Origin of the sequence: Bradyrhizobium sp. U87765 SZCCT0048, assembly GCF_018131225.1 — a bacterium.
GTDB lineage: Bacteria > Pseudomonadota > Alphaproteobacteria > Rhizobiales > Xanthobacteraceae > Bradyrhizobium_A.
In genome coordinates, this window is the sequence record NZ_JAFCMM010000006.1 from 177,982 (window position 1) to 199,452 (window position 21,471).

Sequence of the window (21,471 nt, forward strand, 5' to 3'; positions counted from 1 at the left end):
GCGAAGTCTTCGCAAAGCTCAATGCGCGTACGCGCATGCACGCACATGGTTGCCGAGGGGGCTGATGCGGTCTGGTATTCGGGCGCCAAAGTGGTGTCCCGTGGATTGACAAGCAGATGGCAGTCGAAGGGTGGATTTGCTATATCTGAACAATGAACCCGGATGCCGAGACACGCCGCCTGATCGCGGATTTGAGCCGCAAATACGTGTGGTGGGAGCCGATTGACGGTCGCTCTCATTCCGATGATCGCGTCATCGCGCAGGCCATGAACCTGGCAACGTTCGATGACGTCCTGCGCCTCGAGCAAATCATCGGGCGCGATCGCCTGGTGGGCCTTATGCGCCTCGCCGAGCCGGGTTGGTTCAGTGAACGGTCCTGGGAGTTCTGGCGCGGGCGGTTGTCATTGTCGACCGGCGAAGCGATCGCGGACGAACCACCCCGGAGGGCGCTCGATGCCCTCGCGACTTGATCCGAAGCTGTCCATCCTGCCTGCTGCGCAGCAGGAGATCTGGGAGTTTCTGAAGCCCGCGCCCGGACTGTCCCTCGTGCTCTATGGGGGGACGGCGATCGCTCTTCATCTCGGTCATCGCCAGTCCGTTGATTTCGATTTCTTCACTGCCGATTCCCTGGACAAGGCGGCAATCAGGTCGGCGTTCAAGTTCGTCCATGGCGCGGCCGTTCTTCAGGACAGTCCGGACACGCTTGTGGTGCTCGCACAGATGCCTTCAGGGCCCGTCAAGGTGTCGTTCTTCGGCGCTCTGGGCATCGGTCGTGTTCACGAGCCGTCCTTGACCGGCGATGGCACATTACTTGTTGCATCGCTGGACGATCTGATGGCGACCAAATTGAAGGCGACGCTGGATCGTGCGGAAGCCAAGGACTATCGGGATATTGCCGCGATGATATCGGCGGGGGTGTCGCTATCCACCGGTCTGGGCGCTTTCAGACAGATGTTCGACGGAGAGCCGTCTCAGGTGCTGCGCGCCATCGGCTATTTCAAGGACGGTGATTTGCCGACGCTCAATGCGCGCGATCGGGCGATCCTGCGTGATGCGCGGGACCGCATCGCAGCTATACCTGACGTCGTACTGACGCCTGGCTTGCTCGCCCCTTGAGCGCATGACGCGCCGTGTCAAGCCGGCGCGCGCGGGGGTGTTGCGGCGAGGGCGCTGGCCATCGCGCTGATCAGCGGCTTCATGAAGAAGGCGTCGTTGGCGGGGTAGATGTCGGTGCGCAGGCCGAGCGCCGTCAGTTCGTCGGAGACGGCCGGACCGACGGACGCGATCTTCGTGCGTCCGAGCGCGGCGCGCAGCCTGTCGTCATAGCCATGGGCGCGCGCCGCATCGAGCAGCCGCCGCACCTGGTTGGAGTTGGTGAGCGCGATGGCGTCGACGCGGCCCTCCGCCATCTCGTCGATGGCGGTGAGGATGTTGGTCTCCGCTGCCTGCGGGTCGTAGGCGTAGGGCAGCACCGTGTCGACGTCGGCGCCGAGCGCGGTGATCGCGGCGATCAGCTCGGCATGGTCCTTGTCGGGGTAGAGCTGCAGGCCGACGCGGTGGCCCTGGAGGTCGAGGCCGGCGAGCAGCGTGGCGACGCCCTCGGAGGTCGGCGTTTCCGTGGTGAGCGCGGGCGTCAGCCCGACCTCGCGCAGCGCCTTGCCGGGCTTGGGTCCGCGGGCGACGATCCGCGCCTTGCCGAGCGCGGCGACGACATCACGGTCGATGCCAAGGCGACCGGCGAGCGCCAGCAGGCGGCGCAGCCCTTCGCCGGTCATCAGGACGACATCATCGAACGGGCGGGCGATGCAGCGGCGCAGCCAGGCGTCGACCGGCGCCGGATCCGGCGCGTCGTGGATGACGAACATCGGACATTGCAGCACCTGCGCGCCCTGTTCCGCCAGGAGCCGGGAGAATTGGGCCTCCTCCCGGGTCTCCAGGATCAGGATGCGATAGCCGTTCAGTCTGTCCGCCATGGTTTGGTCTCGCCAGTCTCGTTTCGTAAAGTCTTGTTTCGCAAATTTCTTTTCGCAGGTCTCGTGACCTGAGTCTTTGGTGGATCGGTCGCATCGGCCCCGGATCTCGGGGATCGCCTGTGGGAGACCGTTAACCAGCGCCGCCCCGCCGGGCCATTGTGATCGGGGCGGGGATTGGCGCAAGAGGGGGCCGGTGGTAGATCAACCCCGCCATCGCCGGCCGGTTCGCCGTCCGGCGCCACCAGATGCCGGGAAGACCGCAGTCCATGCCCCAGCCCCAGTTCGTGCTGACGCTTTCATGCCCCGACCGTCCCGGCATCGTTGCCGCGGTGTCGGCGTTCCTGCTCGCCAACGGCCAGAACATCCTCGACGCCCAGCAGTTCAGCGACACCGAGACCGGCCACTTCTTCATGCGCGTGGTGTTCGAACCGGCGACCTCCAGTGTCGCGCTGGAGCGGCTGCAGGCGGAGTTCGGCCATGTCGCGATGCGCTTTGCCATCGACTGGCAGATGCGCGACCGCGCCCACCGCAAGCGTGTCATGCTGCTGGTGTCGAAGTTCGACCACTGCCTCGCCGACATCCTCTACCGCTGGCGCACCGACGAGCTGGAGATGATCCCGACCGCGATCGTCGCCAACCACCCGCGCGAGACCTACAACGGCTCCGAGTTCGGCGACGTCCCGTTCCATTACCTGCCGGTCACGCGTGAGACCAAGCCGCAGCAGGAGGCCGCGATCCTCAGGCTGGTGGACGAGACCAGGACCGATCTCGTGGTGCTGGCGCGCTACATGCAGGTGCTGTCGGACGATCTCTCGGCCAGTCTGGTCGGCCGCTGCATCAACATCCACCACTCGTTCCTGCCGGGCTTCAAGGGCGCAAAGCCCTATCACCAGGCCCACGAGCGCGGCGTCAAGCTGATCGGCGCCACCGCCCACTATGTCACCGCCGACCTCGACGAGGGCCCGATCATCGACCAGGACGTCGAGCGCATCAGCCATCGCGACGCCCCCGACGACCTCGTCCGCAAGGGCCGCGACATCGAGCGGCGGGTGCTGGCGCGCGCGGTGCGCTTCCACCTCGAGGACCGTGTCATCCTCAACGGCCGCAAGACGGTGGTGTTCACCGACTAGGGGCAAGCGCCGCGGTCTGCGAACGCGGCCATGACGACGGCACCAGCGCCAGCGCGCCGTCGCCGAGCAGCGCGAGCGCGACGCTGACGGCGATCAGCACTGCCGGATATTCCCAGCCACCGCCCGCGGCGGTGAACACCCAGCCATTGGCCCCGTGCACCCAGATAATGGCGCCGAACAGCGGCGGCAGCAGCGCGAGCGCGACCCAGCGCGCCTGGATGCCGAGCACCAGCAGCACGCCGCCGACCGCTTCCGCCGCGAAAGTGAGGTAGGCGAGCGGCGCCGGCAGGCCGACGCTGACAAAGAAGCCGGCGGTGCCGGCGAGGCTGAAGGTCAGCAATTTCAAAACGATGCTGTGCATCAGGTACATCAGTCCGAGCGTCACGCGGATCACCAGGACTCCGGTCGGGGCCAGACGGGCATCAAGTGGCATGGGTGCATTCCTTTCGTTGCAATTACAACAAAATAGCTCGCCTTGTTGTAATTGCAACAACCTGCTAGAGCGTTTTCCACGGGGTGAGGAGAGGCGATGCGAGAGCGAATGGCGGCGGCACAGCGCCGGGAAGATGCCGCCGCGGCGCAGATGGATCCACTGTCATGACCGAGCGGCTGCCTGACGACACCATCCGGACCTGGGCGCGCCTCGTGCGCGTGCAGCAGGACCTGCTCGACCATGTCGAGGCCGATCTCAAGGCGGCCGAGCTGCCGCCGCTGGTGTGGTACGACGTGCTGCTGGAACTGGTCCGCGAGCCGGCCGGTCGGCTGCGTTACCGCGATCTGCATGCGCGGCTCCTGCTCGCCAAGCACAACCTGTCGCGGCTGCTCGACCGCCTCGAGGCCGAAGACCTCGTGGTGCGCGAGGCGGTGGCCGATGATGCGCGCGGCGCCTCTATTGTGGTGACCGCCGCGGGCCGGCAGATGCAGAAGCGGATCTGGCCGGTCTATCATCAGGCCATCGCCACCCATTTCGCGGCCAAGCTCAACGGCGCCGATGTGAAGAAGCTCGGCGACATTCTCGACAAGCTGCGCCGCTGAAGCGCCGCGCGCTCGCGATCACGCCACCGGATAGAGCCCGTCGGCATATGCCGCGTCGTGATAGCCCTTGCGGCCGACGGCGCGCGCCAGCGGGCTGCGGAAGTCGGAGCCGTCGCGCAGGCTCGCCAGCACATGGGCGAAGTCGTAGGCCGGGCGCCAGCCGAGTTCGTCGCAGGCGCGGCGGCTGTCGTAGACGCGGTCGATGTCGGCGAACAGCGTCCAGCCCTGCGCGGCATAGAGCGCGGCGCAGTCCGGATAGAGCCGGCGCACCACCGCTGCGGCGTCGCGGCTGAGTTCTGCGCAGTCGGCCGGGGTGAACGGCGTTGCCGCCGACACGATGTAGCGGCCAAAGCCGATGGCCGCGGCGCGGTTGAGCGCGCGCAGGTGGGCGCTGACGACGTCGGCGATGTCGACACGGCGGTAGAGCAGCTCGTTGGCCTGGGCGTTCGCGGGAGCATGGGCGGCGCGGCGCGCGGGATCGTCGTCGGCCTCGGGAAAGAACCTGGACGTGCGCAGCACGATCACCGGCAGGCGGTGGCGGCGGGCGAACAGCTCGCACAGGCTTTCGGCGGCGACCTTGGTGGTGCCGTAGATGTTCCGCGGGATCGGCGCGACATCCTCGGCGATCCAGGCGGCGGGCTCGCCGGCCGCCGGGGTCAGCGCCGCACCGAACGCGCTGGTGGTGCTGGTGAACACGAACGCGCCGATGCGGGCGGCGACCGCCGCCTCCAGCAGCGCCAGGGTACCGCTGATGTTGGTGTCGACGAAATCCTGTGCGCTGTGGGTGGCGACATGAGGCTTGTGCAGTGTCGCGGCGTGGATCACCGCGTCGACGCCGCGCAGGCAGGCCGCGACGAAGGCACGGTCGGTGATCGCGCCGACATGATCGGTGAAGGGCGATGGCTTGAGGTCGAGGCCGCGGGCGGGGCGGCCGGCGGCGCGCAGCGTCCGCATCAGCGCCTCGCCGAGATGGCCGGCGCTTCCGGTGATCAGCAGGGTCATGACGTCTTCCGTGACGAAGGGGATGGCCGACACCCATCACGGCAGGGTGTGGCGGTCCACGCCTAAAATATGCGCGACGGCGCGCCTGAGGTCGCAGGGCTCAGGCGAGCGTCGTCACGAGGCGCCCGGCGCTGCCGTCGGCGAGGGCGATGCGCTCCCACAGCACGCGGCTGGCGCGGATCGGAATCACCGGATCGGCGTTCGGCCCGGTCTCGACGATCAGCTCGGCGAGCTCGCCGTCGTGCCAGCCGCGCGCGGCGAGCGAGGCTTCGGCGATCAGGATGTCGGGCGAAGCGTAGCGCAGCAGCGGCCGGCCGATCATCTCGCTGGCGTCGACCTGCCAGTCGGCGTGGCGCGCCGGCGAGGCGGCGAGCAGGCGATGGGTGCGGTCGCAGATCAGGTGGACGCGCGCCATGGACGATTCCACCAGCCGCCGCAGCACGGCGTCGTGCGCCGGGTCGGGCCGGCAGGCGAGCAACTGCCACGCCGCCGCCTGCTGTTCGGCCGACATCGCCAGCGCGCCGCGCTCCCAGCGCGACACGGTGGTCTGGGTCACGCCGAGGCGGGCGGCGAGGTCGGCCTGCTTCATACGCTGCAGAAGGCGCAGGCGTCTCAAGGTGCGTCCGGACTGAATGATGCCTGTGGAATTCATGAACCGATTGTGGCGTACCTGCACGGCGAAATCGCGGCACGACGGCAGACAGAGTCAGGCCGGCGCCGCTCCCGTGACGAAGCCATACAGCCGTGCCGGATTGTCGCCGAGCACGGCGGCGCGGACGGCGGCGTCGGGCAGCCAGCGGACGAGGGTGGCGAGGGCGTCGGCGACATGAGCGCCGCCGTCGCGGCCGGGGGCCGGTGGTCCGCTGCCCCACACCAGGCGGTCGGGGCGGATCGCCGCTGCGGCGCGGACGAAGGCGGCCATGCCGTCATCGTCGGTCGCAGCCACTCGGCCCGGCAGACGAATCCAGGTGCGGCCGAGCCGCAGCAGTTCGAGCAGGAACGAGGTCTCGGCCTCGTCGCCGCCCTGCGCGACCAGCGGGGCGATGCCGCTGATGCAGGTTGCGACCGGAAGACGCATCAGCGCCCACTCGTGCGGGGCGAGTTCGGCGGTGGCGTCGAGCGCCAGCTCGACATGCCAGCCGAACGGCACGATGCGGTCGGCATAGCGCAGCGCGCTCTCCATTTCGGTGCGGGCGGCCTCGGCGTTGCCGGGGACGGCAATGCGAACGCCGCAGACCCCCTGTGCGGCGAGATCGCGCAGCTGGGCGGTGGTCGGTGCCGGCGGTGGCGTGACGACGAAGCGCGCGCCCGGGCCTGCTTCGAGCACGGCGGGGGACAGCGAGGCGGTGGGGGAGGGCAGGCGTCCGAGCACCGCGTGGCGGATGCCGAGCCTGATCACCGCGTCGCCGTCGTGCTCGCTCACCGAGGGGTCGAGATCGCCATCGGTCCAGCCACCAACGATCGCCGCGGCGCCATCGGACGATGTCGCCCGCGCCGCGCGCATGAATGCCTCAGACATTCGGTGAGCCCCCAGCTCCCATCGCCAGCGCGGACGTTAGGAGATTTCCCGATGATTCGCTGAGGTCGCGACATGGCCGAGCGCGTCGTTCGGCCGCGGGCCGGGCCCGGAGCCGCCGTCCGGCGAGCGGAGGCGGCGACATGTCAGCGATCGCCGCGATTTTCGGGCGGGCGTCACGACGCGGAATGCGGTTTCCCCTGTATACAGTTCAAGGATATAAACCTGCATTTCGTGCGATAAACGGTTGATTTCGGGCGCGAGCTGTATACACGATGCCCGCCGGACGGGAGGGGCATGACGCTGACGGCATGCGCTTCCGGCACACGGAGTTCGGACGCAGGTTTGCGGCGGGGGACCGGATCGGCGGGGGCGAGACGTGCGGGGCCGGCGATGGCGTCGCGCCGCCGCCTCGCACGGATGCGCCACACCATCCGCTAAGACAGCGCGCGTGGAGGCACGGCCGCAGCAAACGCTTCGGTCATCACGCCCTGACATCGCGCTGATACGCAGGCTGCGTTTTGGGTTAGGGTTCTCGCCGAAGCCACCGCAAGGGTGGTGATCAACAACGACTGAACGACTGGAGGGAAAAGACGATGTCTGCTGGCACTCACCTGTTCTCGCGCGCCGCCCTGCTGGGCCTGATCGGCGCCGCTGCGCTCGCCTCCACCTCGGCGCTGGCGCAGGAAACCGTCAAGATCGGCCTGATCGTGCCGATGACCGGCGGCCAGGCCTCCACCGGCAAGCAGATCGACAACGCCATCAAGCTGTACATGCAGCAGAACGGCGACACCGTCGCCGGCAAGAAGATCGAGGTCATCCTCAAGGACGACGCCGCGCTGCCCGACAACACCAAGCGCCTCTCCCAGGAACTGATCGTCAACGACAAGGTCAACATCATCGCCGGCTTCGGCGTCACCCCGGCCGCCCTCGCCGCGGCACCGCTCGCGACCCAGGCCAAGGTGCCGGAGATCGTGATGGCGGCGGGCACCTCGATCATCACCGAGAAGTCGCCCTATATCGTGCGCACCAGCTTCACCCTGCCGCAGTCCTCGACCGTGATCGGCGACTGGGCGGTGAAGAACGGCATCCAGAAGGTCGCCGTGCTGGTGTCGGACTATGCGCCGGGCGCCGACGCGCTGGCCTCGTTCAAGGAGCACTTCGAGGGCGGCGGCGGCAAGATCGTCGAGGAAGTCAAGGTTCCGCTCGCCAATCCGGACTTCGCGCCGTTCCTGCAGCGCATGAAGGACGCCAAGCCGGACGCGATGTTCGTGTTCGTGCCGGCCGGCCAGGGCGGCAACTTCATGAAGCAGTATGTCGAGCGCGGCCTCGACAAGAGCGGCATCAAGGTGATCGGACCGGGCGACGTCATGGACGACGACCTGCTCAACAACATGGGCGATGCCGCGATCGGCGCCGTCACCGCGCACATCTACTCGGCGGCGCATCCCTCGCAGAAGAACAAGGATTTCGTCGCGGCCTACGAGAAGGCCTACGGCACCCGTCCGGGCTTCATGGCGGTCGGCGGCTATGACGGCATCCACCTCGTCTACGAGGCGCTGAAGAAGACCGGCGGCAAGGCCGACGGCGATTCCCTGATCGCGGCGATGAAGGGCATGGCCTGGGAGAGCCCGCGCGGTCCGATCTCGATCGATCCGGAAACCCGCGACATCGTGCAGAACGTCTACATCCGCAAAGTCGAGAAGAAGGACGGCCAGCTCTACAACATCGAGTTCGCGACCTTCGGCCCGATCAAGGATCCGGGCAAGCTGAAGAAGTGAGGTAGGGCGGCCGCGCGGCACGGCTGCCGGTTTCCGGCCATCTGTCCTCCTCATGGTGAGGAGCGGCCCTCGGGCCGCGTTAGCCGCCGACCTTAGTGTTTGTCGTCGCCGGGCTCGTCCCGGCGACCCCGATAAGGAAGGCACTGCGCCCCTAAGCGGGGTGGCCGGGACGAGCCCGGCCACGACTGAAAAACGGAAAGCGCTGTTATTTCACCATAGCCTGACGCCGTTTCCAGTCAGATGCGCGGGACGAGGGGGCCTGAGCCTGATGCAGACGACGAACCACCGCTTGGATCGCTCATGACCGTCCTGACCATCCTGTTCGACGGCGTTGCCTACGGCATGCTGCTGTTCGTGCTGGCCTGCGGCCTCGCCGTGACCATGGGCCTGATGAACTTCGTCAATCTCGCCCATGGCGCGTTCGCGATGGCCGGCGGATATGCCTGCGTCATCCTGGTCAATCGCTGGGGCCTGCCGTTCTTCGCGGCGCTGCCGCTCGCCTTCGTCGCGGGCGCGCTGATCGGCGTGGTGCTGGAGCGGCTGCTGTACCGCCATCTCTACAGCCGCAGCCATCTCGACCAGGTGCTGTTCACCATCGGCCTGACGTTCATGGCGGTGACCGCGATGGACTACCTGATGGGCTCGCAGCAGGTGTTCATCCAGATTCCCGAATACCTGCGCAGCCAGGTCAGCCTGTTCGGCCTCGAGGTCGGGCGCTATCGCCTGATGATCATCGTCATCTGCGGTCTGCTCACGGTCGCGCTGCAGCTTGTGCTCGGCCGCACCCGGTTCGGCAGCCGCCTGCGCGCGGCGGTCGATGACCCGCGCGTCGCCACGGGCCTTGGCATCAATGTCGCGCAGGTGTTCGCGCTGACTTTCGCGTTCGGTTCGGGGCTTGCCGGCCTGGGCGGCGCGCTCGGCGCCGAAATCCTCGGCCTCGATCCGTATTTCCCGCTGAAGTTCATGATCTACTTCCTCATCGTGGTGTCGGTCGGCGGCACCTCGAGCATCACCGGGCCGTTCCTCGCCTCGCTGCTGCTCGGCATCGGCGACGTTGCCGGCAAGTATTACGTGCCCAAGCTCGGCGCCTTCGTCATCTACGCCATGATGATCGTGCTCCTGATCTGGCGTCCGAACGGCCTGTTCGGCCGCTCGGCGACGCGGTGAGGGCGGTCATGCAGCAGCACGGTGCCATGGGAGATCACCTGGTCGCGGCGGCGCGCTGGCGCTGGCCGGAAGTCGCCTTCTGGCTGGTCGCCGCGGCGGCGATCGTCCTGTTCCCCAACCGCTACCTCATCCTCACCGAGATCGCCTGGCTCGGCCTGTTCGCGCTGTCGCTCGATCTCATCCTCGGCTATGCCGGCATCGTGTCGCTGGGCCATGCCGCGTTCTTCGGCGTCGGCGCCTACAGCGCCGGTCTCCTTGCCAAGCACGGCATCATCAACGAGCCGGTGATCGCGCTCGTGGTCGCCGGCTTCGCGGCGATGATCGTCGGCTTCCTCACCAGCTTCCTGGTGACGCGCAGCGCCGCCGACCTGACGCGGCTGATGGTGACGCTCGGCATCGCGCTGCTGCTCCGCGAGCTCGCCAACCGCTATTCCAACATCACCGGCGGCTTCGACGGGTTGCAAGGCATCACCATCGCGCCGGTCCTCGGGCTGTTCGAGTTCGATATCTTCGGCAAGGTCGGCTTCATCTACTGCCTCGCCGTGCTGTTCGTGATGTTCCTGATCGCGCGGCGCATCGTGCACTCGCCGTTCGGCCTGTCGCTGCGCGCCATTCGCAACAATCCGCTGCGGGCGGCCGCCATCGGTATCCCGGTGACGCGGCGGCTGATCGCGATCTACACCCTTTCGGCCTTTTATGCTGGCGTCGCCGGCGCGCTGTTCACCCAGTCGACGGCGCTGGCGTCCCTTGACGTGTTCGCGTTCGACCGCTCCGCCGACCTGCTGCTGGTGCTGGTGATCGGCGGCACCGGCTATCTCTATGGCGGGCTGATCGGCGCGGTGGTGTTCAAGCTGCTGCAGGAGCAGTTCTCGACCTGGACGCCGCAGTTCTGGCAGTTCTGGATCGGCCTCGTGCTGGTGATCATCGTGCTGATCGGCCGTGAGCGGCTGCACCGCTGGGTGCTGGTGGTGCCGCGTCAGATCGCGCGTCTTGCCGGCAAGCCTGCCGCCGCTCCGACCACCGGCAAGGAGGCGTGATGTCGCTGGCGCTTGAAACCATCGGCCTTCGCAAGAATTTCGGCGGCCTCGCCGTCACCCGCGACCTGTCGCTGCAGATCAGAACCGGCGCGCGCCATGCGCTGATCGGTCCGAACGGCGCCGGCAAGACCACGGTGATCAACCTCCTGACCGGCGTGCTGCGGCCGAACGGTGGCCGCATCCTGCTCGAAGGCTCGGATATCACCGCGCTGCCGGTGCACAAGCGCGTGCTGCGCGGCCTGTCGCGCACCTTCCAGATCAACCAGCTCTATCCCGATCTGACGCCACTGGAGACCGTCGGCCTGGCGGTGTCCGAGCGGCTTGGCCATGGCTCGGACTGGTGGCGGGTGCTCGGCACCCGCGCCGACGTCAATGGCGAGATCGCCGAGCACCTCGCGCGCTTCCATCTGCTCGACGTCATGAACGAACCGACCTCGCGGCTGCCCTATGGCAAGCAGCGCCTGCTGGAGATCGCGGTGGCGATCGCCACCAAGCCGCGGGTGCTGTTGCTCGACGAGCCGGCCGCCGGCGTACCGGAGAGCGAGCGCCACGACATTCTGGCGGCGGTCGCCAGCCTGCCGCGCGACGTCACGGTGCTGCTGATCGAGCACGACATGGATCTGGTGTTCAGCTTCGCCGACCGCATCTCGGTGCTGGTCAGCGGCGCGCTGCTGGTCGAGGGCACGCCCGACGAGGTGGCGCGCGATCCGCAGGTCAAGGCGGTCTATCTCGGGGAGGGCGCCGATGCCTGAGCTGCTGTCGATCTCCGACCTGCGCGCCGGCTATGGCGAGGCGGTGGTGCTGCCGAAGATGTCGCTGCAGCTCGCCGAAGGGCAGGTGCTGGCACTGCTCGGCCGCAACGGCACCGGCAAGACCACGCTGATCAATTCCATCGTCGGCGTCACCCGCCGCTTCGGCGGCAGCATCGCGCTCGGCGGCCATGACGTGACGCGGATGCGGCCGGACCAGCGCGCCCGCGCCGGCATCGGCTGGGTGCCGCAGGAGCGCAACATCTTCCGCTCGCTGACTGTCGAGGAGAACATGACCGCGGTCGCGATCCCCGGACCATGGACCGTGGAGCGCATCTACGAGATGTTTCCGCGCCTCAAGGAGCGGCGGCGCAATTTCGGCAACCAGCTGTCCGGCGGCGAACAGCAGATGCTGGCGATCGGCCGGGCGCTGACGCTCAACCCCAAGGTGTTGCTGCTCGACGAGCCGACCGAGGGCCTCGCGCCGATCATCGTCGACGAGCTGCTGCTGGCGCTCGGCAAGATCACCCGTGCCGGCGGCATCTGCTCCATTATTGTCGAGCAGAACGCGCGCAAGATCCTCGGCCTCGCCGACCGTGCCGTGATCCTGGAGCGCGGTGCGATCGTCCACGACGCGCCGAGCGCGGCGCTCAAGGAGGATGCCGCGACGCTGGAGAAGTTTTTGGGCGTATCGGGAGGTGGACACTGAGCGCCCCGCGCGCTGACAACCGATTGCCGCCCCGTTTGCATGTGCGGAGCGGCCACAGACGACCCCAACGATCCCCCAAGACCAACACGCATTGGAGACAGACCATGCAACGCACCTTCCCTCCCTTCCGCGCCGACCAGGTAGGCAGCCTGCTGCGCCCGCAGCGCATCAAGGAGGCGCGCGCCAGGCTCGAGAAGGGCGAGATCCAGGCGAGCGAGCTTGCCCGCATCGAGGACGCCGAGATCGAAAAGATCGTTCACAAGCAGAAGCAGATCGGCCTGCAGCTCGCCACCGACGGCGAGTTCCGCCGCTCGTGGTGGCACTTCGACTTCCTTGCCAGGCTGACCGGCGCGGAGCTCTATCATCCGGAGGGCATCCAGTTCACCGGCATCACCACGCGCCCCGACAGCGTGCGGGTGATCGGCAAGCTGGATTTTCCCGATGACCATCCGATGCTCGATCACTACCGCTTCCTGCACAAGCAGTGCGCTGTGACCGGCGCGGTCGCCAAGATGACCATCCCGTCGCCGGCCGTGCTGCATTTCCGCGGCGGCCGCAGGTCGATCTCGAAGGAGGTCTATCCGGATCTCGAGCCGTTCTTCGAAGATCTCGCCAAGACCTACCGCAAGGCCGTCAAGGCGTTCTACGACGCCGGCTGCCGCTACCTGCAGTTCGACGACACCGTGTGGGCCTATCTGTGTTCGCAGGACGAGCTGGCGAAGGCCCGCGCCCGCGGCGACGAGGTCGATCGCCTGCAGGAGATCTACGCCCGCGTCATCAACTACGCGATCGCCGAGAAGCCCGCCGACATGGCGATCACCACCCATGTCTGCCGCGGCAACTTCCGTTCGACCTGGATCTCGTCCGGCGGCTACGAGCCGGTGGCCGAGACCATGCTCGCCGGCACCAACTATGACGGCTACTTCCTGGAGTACGATTCCGATCGCGCCGGCGGCTTCGAGCCGCTGCGCTTCCTGCCCAAGGGCAACAAGGTGGTCGTGGTCGGCGTGATCACCTCGAAGTTCGGCGAGCTGGAGAAGAAGGACGACGTCAAGCGTCGTCTCGACGAGGCGTCCAAGTTTGCCGACATCAACCAGCTGGCGGTGTCGCCGCAGTGCGGCTTCGCCTCGACCGAGGAAGGCAACGTGCTCTCCGAAGACGAGCAGTGGGCGAAGCTCGGCCTTGCCGTCGAGATCGCCAACGAGGTGTGGGGCAAGTAAGCGTCGCATGCGCGTCGCCGCGTCCTGCAGCGGCGGTACATCTCCGGGGCCGGTGGCGCATGGCGCTGCCGGCCCCGATGCTTTCGGGGATGCGCGGCGTGGCCGCGGCCGTCAGCCCGCGGCGGCGATGTCCTGCAGCTCGATGACCTGCAGGTAGTTGCGCAGCCTGTTGTCCTCAAGCGTGCGGAGCAGCCGGTTCTGGTGGAACGGCAGCAACTGCGCGGCGAGCGCCGCGCTCCACGGCGCATCCAGGTCAAACACGACGCCGAGGCCGAACACTGCCGGAATCTCGGCGAAGCCGAGTTCGCGCCCGCCGCCGAGGCTGTGCGCCAGAAAGTCCTCGATCGCGGTCAGGACGCCGTTGCGCGGCCCGCCCTCGATGGTGGCGATGGCGAAGCTGCCCATGCCGCGGAAGCCGCGGCCTTCGATCAGGTGGGGCGTGCCGGGCCGGGTGCCGGCATCGTAGCTGTGAGGATGGCGGAACTCGGCCGGGATCAGGTCGGGCGCGCAGTACTGGTCGCGCCGCGCACACGGCCAGCCGATGTCATGCAGGAAGGCCAGCAGCGGCTTGCCGTCGCGGCGGCCGAGGGCCTCGATCTGCAGCAGCTCGTGATAGACCGTGTACCAGTTGTGGTCGCCGTCGACGAACCAGGCATCGGCGGCGGCGAGGTCGGCGAACGCATCGAGGCTCGGTTTCGCCAGATGCCGGACATGGGGATTGTCCTGCAGCCAGCGCGCGAACGCCGCCTTCGGTGCCGGGTCGATGCTGGTCAGCGTGCCGCCGTGGTGCCGGCAATGATCGGCGAGCAGCGAGGACATGCCGCCATATTCGGCGCCGATCTCGACAATGTCGCGTGCGCCGGCAAGCGCCAGCGCGGGCATGATCAGATCGGCGAATTCCGACATCGAGTGAATCAGGAGATCGGACATGCAGTCGGCCTCGGCCGGCGGCCCGGCGAATCGGGCACTCCGGACGATCGACGCTACCACGCGCAGGTCCCGGCGCAGGCGTGAAGAGCGCACAAGTCGGGCGAGCCCGGCTTGTGATGGCGCGTGGCGCTCGAAGGGCGACGGACCGAGCAGTTCGGTGGCCGTTCATCCTTCGAGGCGTGCAAGTGAGCGTGCCTGGGGATGACGGAAAAGATGCACGCGAGATCTTCCCGGGGTCAGCCCGCATCGGCCCAGTGACGGGCATGGGCGCCGAGCTGCTGCGAAGCGCGCCGGGCGCTCCTGAGCAGTTCGGGGATGTGCTTGCCGGTCCTGGCGAAGTCGAGGCCCTCGGCCGGACCGGTCAGGGTCAGCGCGTAGGCGACATCGTCGTTGAGGTCCCACACCGGCGCCGACAGCGCGCCATAGCCGGGCAGGGTTTCGAGACGGCGCGCCGAATAGCCTTTGGCGAGCACGTCGGCGCGGATCTCGGCCAGCACCGCCGCCGCCTCGCGCGGCGAGCGGTCCTTGGCGCGCAGTTCGGTGACGGCGACCGGCCGCGTCACCTTGTCGTCTAGGTAGGCGATGAAGACGTTGCCGCCGCCGGTGGTCAGCATCGGCACATGGCCGTTGCGCAGCTCGAACGGGCCGCGGCGCACGCCTTCCTTCTTCATGATGATGACCGGTCCGGTGTCGCTCCAGGTCAGCACGGCGATGCCGGTGCCGAGGCTGGCATGCAGGTGCAGCGCCTCGCGGCGCACCGCGTCGAACGGCGTGACCTGCTTCAGCGCCGTCATGCCGAGCGCCACCGCGGCGGAGCCGAGCTGGTAGGAGCCGCGCTGGTCGGTCTGTACGAGACCGGTGCGGATGAAGCTGACGAGATAGTTGTGCGCGGCGCTGGACGACAGGCCTGCGCGGCTCGCGATGTCACGCAGCGCCACCGCCTCGGGGCCGGCCTGGATTGCCAGCAGCACGCGGTGACCGACCTCGATCGACTGGATGCCGCGCGGCTCCTTCTTCGCTTTCACCTGGTCGCCCACGCGCCCGATCCTTGCCTTCGATCGCCCGCCGCAGGCGGGACAGCATGTCGCCTTGCCAAGGCTGGCGGGCGCCGCTATTTTGATTTAGCTGATCAATTCAATAATATTGAATAAGCGATTGTCAATCGCGGCGTGGGGGGCGTTCTCGGTGAAATTCGGTGTGTTCGATCACATGGATCGGAATGGCTCGGATCTGCGGAGCCAGTACGAGGACCGCCTGCGGCTGGCTGAAGCGTACGATCGCGCCGGCTTCCATGCCTACCATGTCGCCGAGCATCACTCGACGCCGCTGGGATGCTCGCCGTCGCCGAGCGTGTTGCTGTCCGCGATTGCCCAGCGCACGAAGCGCCTGCGGTTCGGGCCGCTGGTCTACACGCTCAGCCTCTATCACCCGCTGCGGCTCTATGAAGAGATCTGCATGCTCGACCAGATGAGCGGCGGCCGGCTCGAACTCGGCATCGGCCGCGGCATCTCGCCGATCGAGCTCGGCTTCTATGGTGTCGACATGGCCCGCGCGCAGGGCATGTACACCGAGGCGACGGACATCCTGCTCAAGGCGTTTGCCGGCGAGCGGATCGATTTTGCCGGCGAGCATTTCAGCTTCAGGGACGTGCCGATCGAGATCCGGCCGCTGCAGCAGCCGCACCCGCCGCTGTGGCTCGGCGTCACGCGGCCGGAGGGGACGGCGTGGGCGGCGCAGCACCGCGTCAACATCGTCAGCAACGGCCGCGCCGAGCAGGTGCAGAAGGTCGCGTCTGAATATCGCCGGCACTGGCAGGCCTTCGCGCCGGACGATGCGCCGATGCCGCTGATCGGCATGAGCCGCCACATCGTGGTGGCCGACGATGCCCGCGAGGCCTTCGCGATCGGCGCGCGTGCCTATGCCAAATGGCACGCCAGCCTGATGTTCCTGTGGCGCGCCCATGGCTCGGTGCCAGCGACGTTGAGCTTTCCGGAAGACTTCGCGGAGGCGGTCGAGGCGGGCTATGCGGTGGTCGGAACGCCCGAGGCGGTGCGCGACACGCTGCGCCAGCAGATCGAGACGTCCGGCGTCAGCTATCTGCTCTGCCGCATGGCGTTCGGCGACCTCAGCCATGCCGAGAGCCTGCGCTCGGTGGAGCTTTTCAGCGCCGGCGTGATGCCGGCCTTCGAACACCAGCGCACCGCGGCCTGACGCGGCGCGCCGGCATGACATCTTTCAAGACGGGGAAACGATGACCAGGATCTGGCCGAAACTCTTCACGGCGGCAGCGTTCTCGCTGGCCGCGTTGACGTCGCATGCCGCGCTCGCCGCGGAGATCAAGGTGGGCTTCAGCCCGAGCCTGCCGCAGGTGCCGTTGTACATCGCCGCCGACAAGGGCTTCTTCAGGGACGAGGGGCTGCAGGTCTCCCTCAAGCCGACCGTCACCGCGACGCCGAAGCTGCTGCCGCTGCTCGCGGCCGGCGAACTCGACGTCGTGTTCGGCGGCCCGTCGGCGGCACTGTTCAACGCCATGGATGGCGGCATCAAGTTCGCCATGGTCGCCGACGGCGGCCAGGTCAATCCGGATTTCGAAGGCGCGCCCTATGTCATCGTGGTGCGCAAGGATCTCTACGACGCCGGCGCATTCAAGTCGCTCGCCGACCTCAAGGGCAAGACCCTGAGCTTCGCCGTGGAAGGCACCTCGCTCGCCTACATGATGTTCAAGGCGCTCAGGAACGGCGGCCTCAAGCCCGGTGACGTCACCATCAAGTATTTCAAGGCGCTGTCCGACATGGGCGTCGCCTTCGAGAACAAGGTGGTCGATGCATCGGCGATGACCGTGCCGCAGAACCTCGGCCTCGCCGCCGGCGGCATGTCCATCGACTGGCTCGATGCGCGCAAGGCGGCGCCGGGCCTGCAGGCCTATACGCTGATCCTCGGCGAGTCCCTGCTGACCACGCGCCAGCAGGAGGCGAAAGCGTTCCTGCGCGCCTACGCCAAGGCGATCGCGTGGTACAAGGCGGCGCTCAAGGGCGACCGCACCGAGCTGCTGCTGATCGCCGAGAAGTGGACGCGCCTGCCGGCCGACACCCTCAAGCACTCGTCGTGGACGTTCTTCGACGACAAGCTGCAGATGAACGTGCCCGACATCAAGGAGCAGTACCAGACCTGGATCGACCAGAAGCTGGTCAAGAGCGGCCTCGACGTTGATGCCTTCATTGATACGAAGCTCGCGGCCGAAGCGCTCGGCGCCAACTGACACGGAGAGCCGCGATGTCGCCGCCCTTCCGGGTGATCCCGCCCACCGGCCGCAACGAGGGCGCGGCGGGCTTGCCCGTGGACGCACCGGGCTCGCCGCCCGGCGAGACCCGGATCAGCCTGCGTGATCTGACCAAGGTGTTCCGGCTGCGCGAGGGCGACTTCGTCGCGGTCGACGGCTTCAGCCTCGACATCCGCGACGGCGAGTTTCTGTCGATCGTCGGTCCCAGCGGCTGCGGCAAGAGCACGGTGCTGCGCATTCTCGCCGGGCTCGAGCGCCACACCTCGGGGCGGGTCGAGATCGAGGTCTCGGACAGCGGCGCGCCGCAGCTCAACATGGTGTTCCAGGAAGCCTCGGCGCTGCCGTGGATGACAGTCGCCGACAACGTCGCTTACGGCCTGCGCCGGCGGCGCATGCCGGCCGGCGAGGTCGAGGAGAAGGTCAGCTACTGGCTCAACGCCATGGCGCTGACACGGTTTCGCAACGCCTATCCGCACCAGTTGTCCGGCGGCATGAAGCAGCGGGTATCGATCGCGCGCGCCTTCGCCAACGATCCCGACATTCTCCTGATGGACGAGCCGTTCGCCGCGCTCGACGCGCTGACCAAGATCCTGCTGCAGAACGAGCTGCTGGCGCTGTGGGAGACCACGCGCAAGACCGTGGTCTATGTCACCCACAGCCTCGAGGAGGCGCTGACGCTGAGCGACCGCGTCGTGGTGATGGCGGCGCGGCCGGGCACGGTGAAGTCGGTGCTCGACATTCCGTTCGAACGGCCGCGCGACAGCGTCGCGCTCAAGGCCGACCCGCGCTACTCGGCGCTGTACGCGCAGATCTGGTCGCAGCTGCAGGAAGAAGTCATGAAGCCGCAGGTGAGAGATGCGCACTGAGACGCGAAAGCGCCGCACCGTGGTGCTGCCGCCGGAAGACGTGAAGACGCGCGGCTTCGATCCCACCTCCGGCTTCGTCTACATCCTGTCGCCGGCGGTGCTGCTGCTGGTCTGGCAGATCGTCGGCATGCTCGGCTGGATCAACCTGCGCTTCTTCCCGCTGCCGTCGCAGATCGCCATGACCTTCGCCCAGGACCTGATGTCGGGGACGTGGTTCTACCATGTCGGCGCCACGCTCGGGCGGGTGCTGTTCGGCTTCACCGTCGGCTCGGCGCTCGGCATCCTTGTCGGCGCGCTGATGGGCCTGATCCCGTGGATGCGGTTCTGCGCCTATCCGCTGATCGCCTCGATCTATCCAATTCCGAAGATCGCGATCTTTCCGCTGATCCTGCTGATCTTCGGCCTCGGCGAGGCCTCCAAGCTGGTGACGATCTCGGCGAGCTGCTTCTTCTTCCTCGCCATCAGCGCGATGTCCGGGGTGATGAGCATCCCGCGCGTCTACATGGACGTCGGCCGCAACTTCGGCGCCCGCGGCCTCGACTTCATCGCTACCATCGCCATCCCCGCCGCATTACCGGCGATCTTCTCCGGCCTCAAGCTGGCGCTGGGCTCGGCATTCCTGGTGGTGGTGTCGCTAGAGTTCATCAACGCCGAATCCGGCATCGGCTGGCAGATCTGGCGCTCCTGGGAGCTGTTCTCGATCAAGACGATGTTCGTCAGCCTCCTGACCGTGTCGTTTCTCGGCCTTGCGCTTGTCGTGGTGCTCGACTGGCTGGAGCGGCGTCTCGTGCCGTGGCGGCTGTGAGCTGACTTCGAGCGTGACCGGGATGCGCCTGTGGCCTGATCCATCGCCCTGGCGTTTTCTGTTTTTCTGTCGTGGCCGGGCAGCGCGATCCGTCTTTGACGGATCGCTAGGACTAAGGTCTCCCGGCCACCTCGCTTAGGGACGCAGTGCCTTCCTTATCGGGGTCGCCGGGACAAGCCCGGCGACGACGACATGAAGGCAGTTGCTTGCATTTTCAGTCAGGTTCTCGGGATGACGGGACACAGGCCGACAGGCCACCCGCTACCGCGTCTTGCGAAAGGTCAGGTTGAGGCGCTGGCGGCCGACTTGCGGATGCTCGCCATCGGGCAGCGGCGCGACGCCGTGATAGGCGAGGCGGGCGGGGCCGCCCCACACCACGACATCGCCATGGCTGAGGCGCACGCGCCGCGTCCTGTCGTTGCGCGACAGGCCGCCGAACAGGAACGTCGCCGGCAACCCCAGCGACACCGAGACGATCGGCGCGTCGAGGTCGAGCTCGTCCTTGTCCTGGTGCAGCGACAGTTTGGCGCCGGGCTCGTAGCGGTTGATCAGGCAGGCATCGGGAACGAGACGGGCGAAGCCCGCGGCGGTTGCGGCGTCGGCGGCGAGCGCGGCAAACGCCTCCGGCATCGCCGGCCAGTGCCGGCCGCTCTCCGGGTCGACGGGATCATAGCGATAGCCGCTGCGGTCGCTGACCCAGCCGACCGCGCCGCAATTGGTCATCGCCACCGACATGCGATAGCCGCCGGGCGTGATCAGGTGGCGGAACGGCGCCTGCGCCACCACCTCGCGCAGCGCCGCGAGCAGAGCGTCGGCGCGCGGCAGCGCAAAGCCGCCGAGCACCACGGCGCCGGTGGCCAGCGGCAGGTCGCGCGGTTCGCTGCCGAACAGATCGTCCATCATCTGGCGTCATGGAAGATGATGCCGACGGTGTGACGGCGGCCGGCGCGCAGGCGGCTGACGCCATGGCGCAGGTTGACGCGGTAGACGCCGCGCGTGCCCTGCACCGGGCGATGATGCACGGCGAAGACGACGGCGTCGCCCTGGCGCAGCGGCACGACCTCGGCGCGCGACTGCATGCGCGGCCGCTGCTCGGTCAGCACGAACTCGCCGCCCTCGAAATCGCGTCCGGGCTCCGACAGAAGAATGGCCACCTGCAGCGGGAACACGTGCTCTCCATAGAGATCCTGGTGCAGGCAATTGTAATCGCCGGCGACATAGCGGAGCAACAGCGGTGTCGGCCGCGTCTGCCCGGCATCGTGGCAGCGCGCGACGAAGCTGGCATGGTCATCGGGGTAGCGCACCTCGATGCCCATCGCCTCGTTCCAGCGGTTGGCAGTCGGTGCGAGGCGTGGGTACAGCGCGGTGCGCAATGCCGATACGAGGTCGGGCAGCGGGTAGGAGAAGTACTTGTATTCGCCGCGGCCGAAGCCGTGCCGGGCCATCACGATGTGGCTGCGGAAGACGTCGCGGTCATAGAGCGCGGCGACCTCGGCGCATTCGTCCGGGGTCAGCAGGTCGCGGATCGCGGCGCAGCCGCCGGCGTCGAGCTCGCCGGTGATCTCCGGCCAGGGCATGGCGTCGACATGCCGGGTGATGGCGTCGAGCTGCGGCGGGGCGGTAGTCGCCGCCGCGCGCCGCACGGCCGTACGGGTTGCCGCAATCATCGCGCGGCCTCCTGCTGCAGCAGGCGCTGCTTGCGCACCACGCCCCAGCGGTAGCCGGAGAGGGCGCCGTCGGCGCGCACCACGCGATGGCAGGGGATCGCCACCGCGATCGGGTTGGCGGCGCAGGCGCTGGCCACCGAGCGCACCGCGCCCGGGGTGCCGATGCAGCGCGCGACGTCGGCGTAGCTGCGGGTCTCGCCGGCGGGGATCGTGCGCAACGCCTGCCACACCCGGCGCTGGAACGCGGTGCCGCGCGGATCGAGTGGCAGCGCGGTCGCATGATCAGGCGCTTCGATCAGGCGGATGACCTCGGCGAGATAGCCGCCGCAGCCATCGTTGCTGGCGAGAAGCTCGGCATGGGGAAAGCGTGTCCGCAGATCGCGCACGAGCGTGTCGGTGTTGTCGCCGAGCAGGATGGCACGGATGCCCTTGCCGCCGGCGGCGACGAGGACGAGACCGAGCGTGCAGGCGCCGGTGGCGTAGGCGAGGACGGGATCGGGGGATGGCTGCATCCGGAACGGGGTCATGGTGAGGCCTCCTGCTGTGGGCGTGACCGTTGCGTCGACGATGCGTCCGTCAGGCCGTGGACTCCACCCGATTTCCG

The 21,471-nt window shown here is 67.8% G+C and carries 24 protein-coding genes; 14 read left to right on the forward strand and 10 right to left on the reverse strand.

What is annotated here, in order from left to right; translation table 11 throughout:
- Nucleotides 1–152: 152 nt before the first annotated feature.
- On the forward strand, nt 153–470 hold the full coding sequence (locus tag JQ639_RS30965) for a hypothetical protein (RefSeq protein ID WP_211963617.1): 318 nt from the start codon (nt 153–155) through the stop codon (nt 468–470).
- Nucleotides 454–1,116 (forward strand): nucleotidyl transferase AbiEii/AbiGii toxin family protein, encoded by a 663-nt coding sequence (locus JQ639_RS30970; protein WP_211963618.1) that lies wholly within the window; start codon nt 454–456, stop codon nt 1,114–1,116. Before JQ639_RS30965 ends, JQ639_RS30970 begins: the two co-directional genes overlap by 17 nt.
- A gap of 17 nt (nt 1,117–1,133) precedes the next feature.
- Here JQ639_RS30970 and JQ639_RS30975 read toward each other — a convergent pair whose 3' ends face one another.
- On the reverse strand, nt 1,134–1,973 hold the full coding sequence (locus tag JQ639_RS30975; RefSeq protein WP_211963619.1) for a uroporphyrinogen-III synthase: 840 nt from the start codon (nt 1,971–1,973) through the stop codon (nt 1,134–1,136).
- 266 nt (nt 1,974–2,239) lie between these two features.
- On the opposite strand from JQ639_RS30975, the gene purU reads away from it, so the two are divergent.
- The gene (purU, locus tag JQ639_RS30980) at nt 2,240–3,103 is read left to right on the forward strand and encodes a formyltetrahydrofolate deformylase (protein WP_211963620.1); all 864 of its coding nucleotides are present in this window, start codon (nt 2,240–2,242) and stop codon (nt 3,101–3,103) included.
- On the opposite strand, the gene JQ639_RS30985 is transcribed toward purU, so the two are convergent.
- Nucleotides 3,093–3,536 carry a DoxX family protein gene (locus JQ639_RS30985; protein WP_211963621.1) on the reverse strand — a complete coding sequence of 148 codons (444 nt, stop codon included), beginning with the start codon at nt 3,534–3,536 and terminating at the stop codon, nt 3,093–3,095. The two genes, purU and JQ639_RS30985, sit on opposite strands and share 11 nt — an antisense overlap.
- 164 nt (nt 3,537–3,700) lie before the next feature.
- On the opposite strand from JQ639_RS30985, the gene JQ639_RS30990 reads away from it, so the two are divergent.
- Complete coding sequence (locus JQ639_RS30990) at nt 3,701–4,138, forward strand: MarR family winged helix-turn-helix transcriptional regulator (RefSeq protein ID WP_211963622.1); 438 nt, start codon at nt 3,701–3,703, stop codon at nt 4,136–4,138.
- An 18-nt stretch (nt 4,139–4,156) separates the two neighbouring features.
- On the opposite strand, the gene JQ639_RS30995 is transcribed toward JQ639_RS30990, so the two are convergent.
- The 3 genes from JQ639_RS30995 to JQ639_RS31005 form a co-directional block, all read right to left on the reverse strand.
- Nucleotides 4,157–5,140: an NAD-dependent epimerase/dehydratase family protein gene (locus tag JQ639_RS30995; RefSeq protein ID WP_211963623.1), complete on the reverse strand. Its 984-nt coding sequence runs from the start codon at nt 5,138–5,140 to the stop codon at nt 4,157–4,159.
- Between the two features lie 100 nt (nt 5,141–5,240).
- On the reverse strand, nt 5,241–5,777 hold the full coding sequence (locus JQ639_RS31000) for a helix-turn-helix domain-containing protein (protein WP_211965029.1): 537 nt from the start codon (nt 5,775–5,777) through the stop codon (nt 5,241–5,243).
- Between the two features lie 69 nt (nt 5,778–5,846).
- On the reverse strand, nt 5,847–6,659 hold the full coding sequence (locus tag JQ639_RS31005; protein WP_211963624.1) for an amidohydrolase family protein: 813 nt from the start codon (nt 6,657–6,659) through the stop codon (nt 5,847–5,849).
- A gap of 593 nt (nt 6,660–7,252) precedes the next feature.
- Between JQ639_RS31005 and JQ639_RS31010 the strand changes: the two genes are divergently transcribed.
- From JQ639_RS31010 to JQ639_RS31035, 6 genes are all read left to right on the forward strand, one after another.
- Nucleotides 7,253–8,437: an ABC transporter substrate-binding protein gene (locus JQ639_RS31010; RefSeq protein WP_211963625.1), complete on the forward strand. Its 1,185-nt coding sequence runs from the start codon at nt 7,253–7,255 to the stop codon at nt 8,435–8,437.
- A 300-nt stretch (nt 8,438–8,737) separates the two neighbouring features.
- Nucleotides 8,738–9,604 (forward strand): branched-chain amino acid ABC transporter permease, encoded by an 867-nt coding sequence (locus tag JQ639_RS31015; protein ID WP_211963628.1) that lies wholly within the window; start codon nt 8,738–8,740, stop codon nt 9,602–9,604.
- An 8-nt stretch (nt 9,605–9,612) separates the two neighbouring features.
- Nucleotides 9,613–10,641, forward strand: a complete 1,029-nt coding sequence (locus tag JQ639_RS31020) for a branched-chain amino acid ABC transporter permease (RefSeq protein WP_211963630.1) — start codon at nt 9,613–9,615, stop codon at nt 10,639–10,641.
- The gene (locus tag JQ639_RS31025; protein WP_211963632.1) at nt 10,641–11,393 is read left to right on the forward strand and encodes an ABC transporter ATP-binding protein; all 753 of its coding nucleotides are present in this window, start codon (nt 10,641–10,643) and stop codon (nt 11,391–11,393) included. Before JQ639_RS31020 ends, JQ639_RS31025 begins: the two co-directional genes overlap by 1 nt.
- The gene (locus JQ639_RS31030; RefSeq protein ID WP_211963634.1) at nt 11,386–12,099 is read left to right on the forward strand and encodes an ABC transporter ATP-binding protein; all 714 of its coding nucleotides are present in this window, start codon (nt 11,386–11,388) and stop codon (nt 12,097–12,099) included. The genes JQ639_RS31025 and JQ639_RS31030 overlap by 8 nt, the downstream gene beginning before the upstream one ends.
- Before the next feature lie 104 nt (nt 12,100–12,203).
- Nucleotides 12,204–13,319 carry a cobalamin-independent methionine synthase II family protein gene (locus JQ639_RS31035; RefSeq protein ID WP_211963636.1) on the forward strand — a complete coding sequence of 372 codons (1,116 nt, stop codon included), beginning with the start codon at nt 12,204–12,206 and terminating at the stop codon, nt 13,317–13,319.
- A gap of 111 nt (nt 13,320–13,430) precedes the next feature.
- On the opposite strand, the gene JQ639_RS31040 is transcribed toward JQ639_RS31035, so the two are convergent.
- Together JQ639_RS31040 and JQ639_RS35740 are read right to left on the reverse strand one after the other, a co-directional pair.
- The gene (locus tag JQ639_RS31040) at nt 13,431–14,249 is read right to left on the reverse strand and encodes a class I SAM-dependent methyltransferase (protein WP_211963638.1); all 819 of its coding nucleotides are present in this window, start codon (nt 14,247–14,249) and stop codon (nt 13,431–13,433) included.
- Between the two features lie 236 nt (nt 14,250–14,485).
- The gene (locus tag JQ639_RS35740; RefSeq protein WP_211963640.1) at nt 14,486–15,286 is read right to left on the reverse strand and encodes an IclR family transcriptional regulator; all 801 of its coding nucleotides are present in this window, start codon (nt 15,284–15,286) and stop codon (nt 14,486–14,488) included.
- A 118-nt stretch (nt 15,287–15,404) separates the two neighbouring features.
- Here JQ639_RS35740 and JQ639_RS31050 point away from each other — a divergent pair, with 118 nt between their 5' ends.
- From JQ639_RS31050 to JQ639_RS31065, 4 genes are read left to right on the forward strand one after another with little or no spacing between them, the layout of a single operon-like run.
- Nucleotides 15,405–16,460: an LLM class flavin-dependent oxidoreductase gene (locus tag JQ639_RS31050; protein WP_211963642.1), complete on the forward strand. Its 1,056-nt coding sequence runs from the start codon at nt 15,405–15,407 to the stop codon at nt 16,458–16,460.
- A gap of 40 nt (nt 16,461–16,500) precedes the next feature.
- Nucleotides 16,501–17,508 (forward strand): ABC transporter substrate-binding protein, encoded by a 1,008-nt coding sequence (locus tag JQ639_RS31055; protein WP_211963648.1) that lies wholly within the window; start codon nt 16,501–16,503, stop codon nt 17,506–17,508.
- Nucleotides 17,509–17,522: 14 nt separating this feature from the next.
- Entirely contained in the window at nt 17,523–18,395 is an 873-nt protein-coding gene (locus JQ639_RS31060) for an ABC transporter ATP-binding protein (protein WP_211963650.1), read from the forward strand.
- Nucleotides 18,385–19,200, forward strand: a complete 816-nt coding sequence (locus tag JQ639_RS31065; RefSeq protein WP_211963652.1) for an ABC transporter permease — start codon at nt 18,385–18,387, stop codon at nt 19,198–19,200. The genes JQ639_RS31060 and JQ639_RS31065 overlap by 11 nt, the downstream gene beginning before the upstream one ends.
- A 261-nt stretch (nt 19,201–19,461) precedes the next feature.
- Here JQ639_RS31065 and alkB read toward each other — a convergent pair whose 3' ends face one another.
- The 3 genes from alkB to JQ639_RS31080 form a co-directional block, all read right to left on the reverse strand.
- Nucleotides 19,462–20,103: a DNA oxidative demethylase AlkB gene (gene alkB / locus JQ639_RS31070; RefSeq protein ID WP_249122865.1), complete on the reverse strand. Its 642-nt coding sequence runs from the start codon at nt 20,101–20,103 to the stop codon at nt 19,462–19,464.
- Entirely contained in the window at nt 20,100–20,777 is a 678-nt protein-coding gene (locus tag JQ639_RS31075; protein WP_249122948.1) for a 2OG-Fe(II) oxygenase, read from the reverse strand. The genes alkB and JQ639_RS31075 overlap by 4 nt, the downstream gene beginning before the upstream one ends.
- Before the next feature lie 86 nt (nt 20,778–20,863).
- Nucleotides 20,864–21,394, reverse strand: a complete 531-nt coding sequence (locus JQ639_RS31080) for a methylated-DNA--[protein]-cysteine S-methyltransferase (protein ID WP_211963659.1) — start codon at nt 21,392–21,394, stop codon at nt 20,864–20,866.
- Between the last annotated feature and the right edge of the window lie 77 nt (nt 21,395–21,471).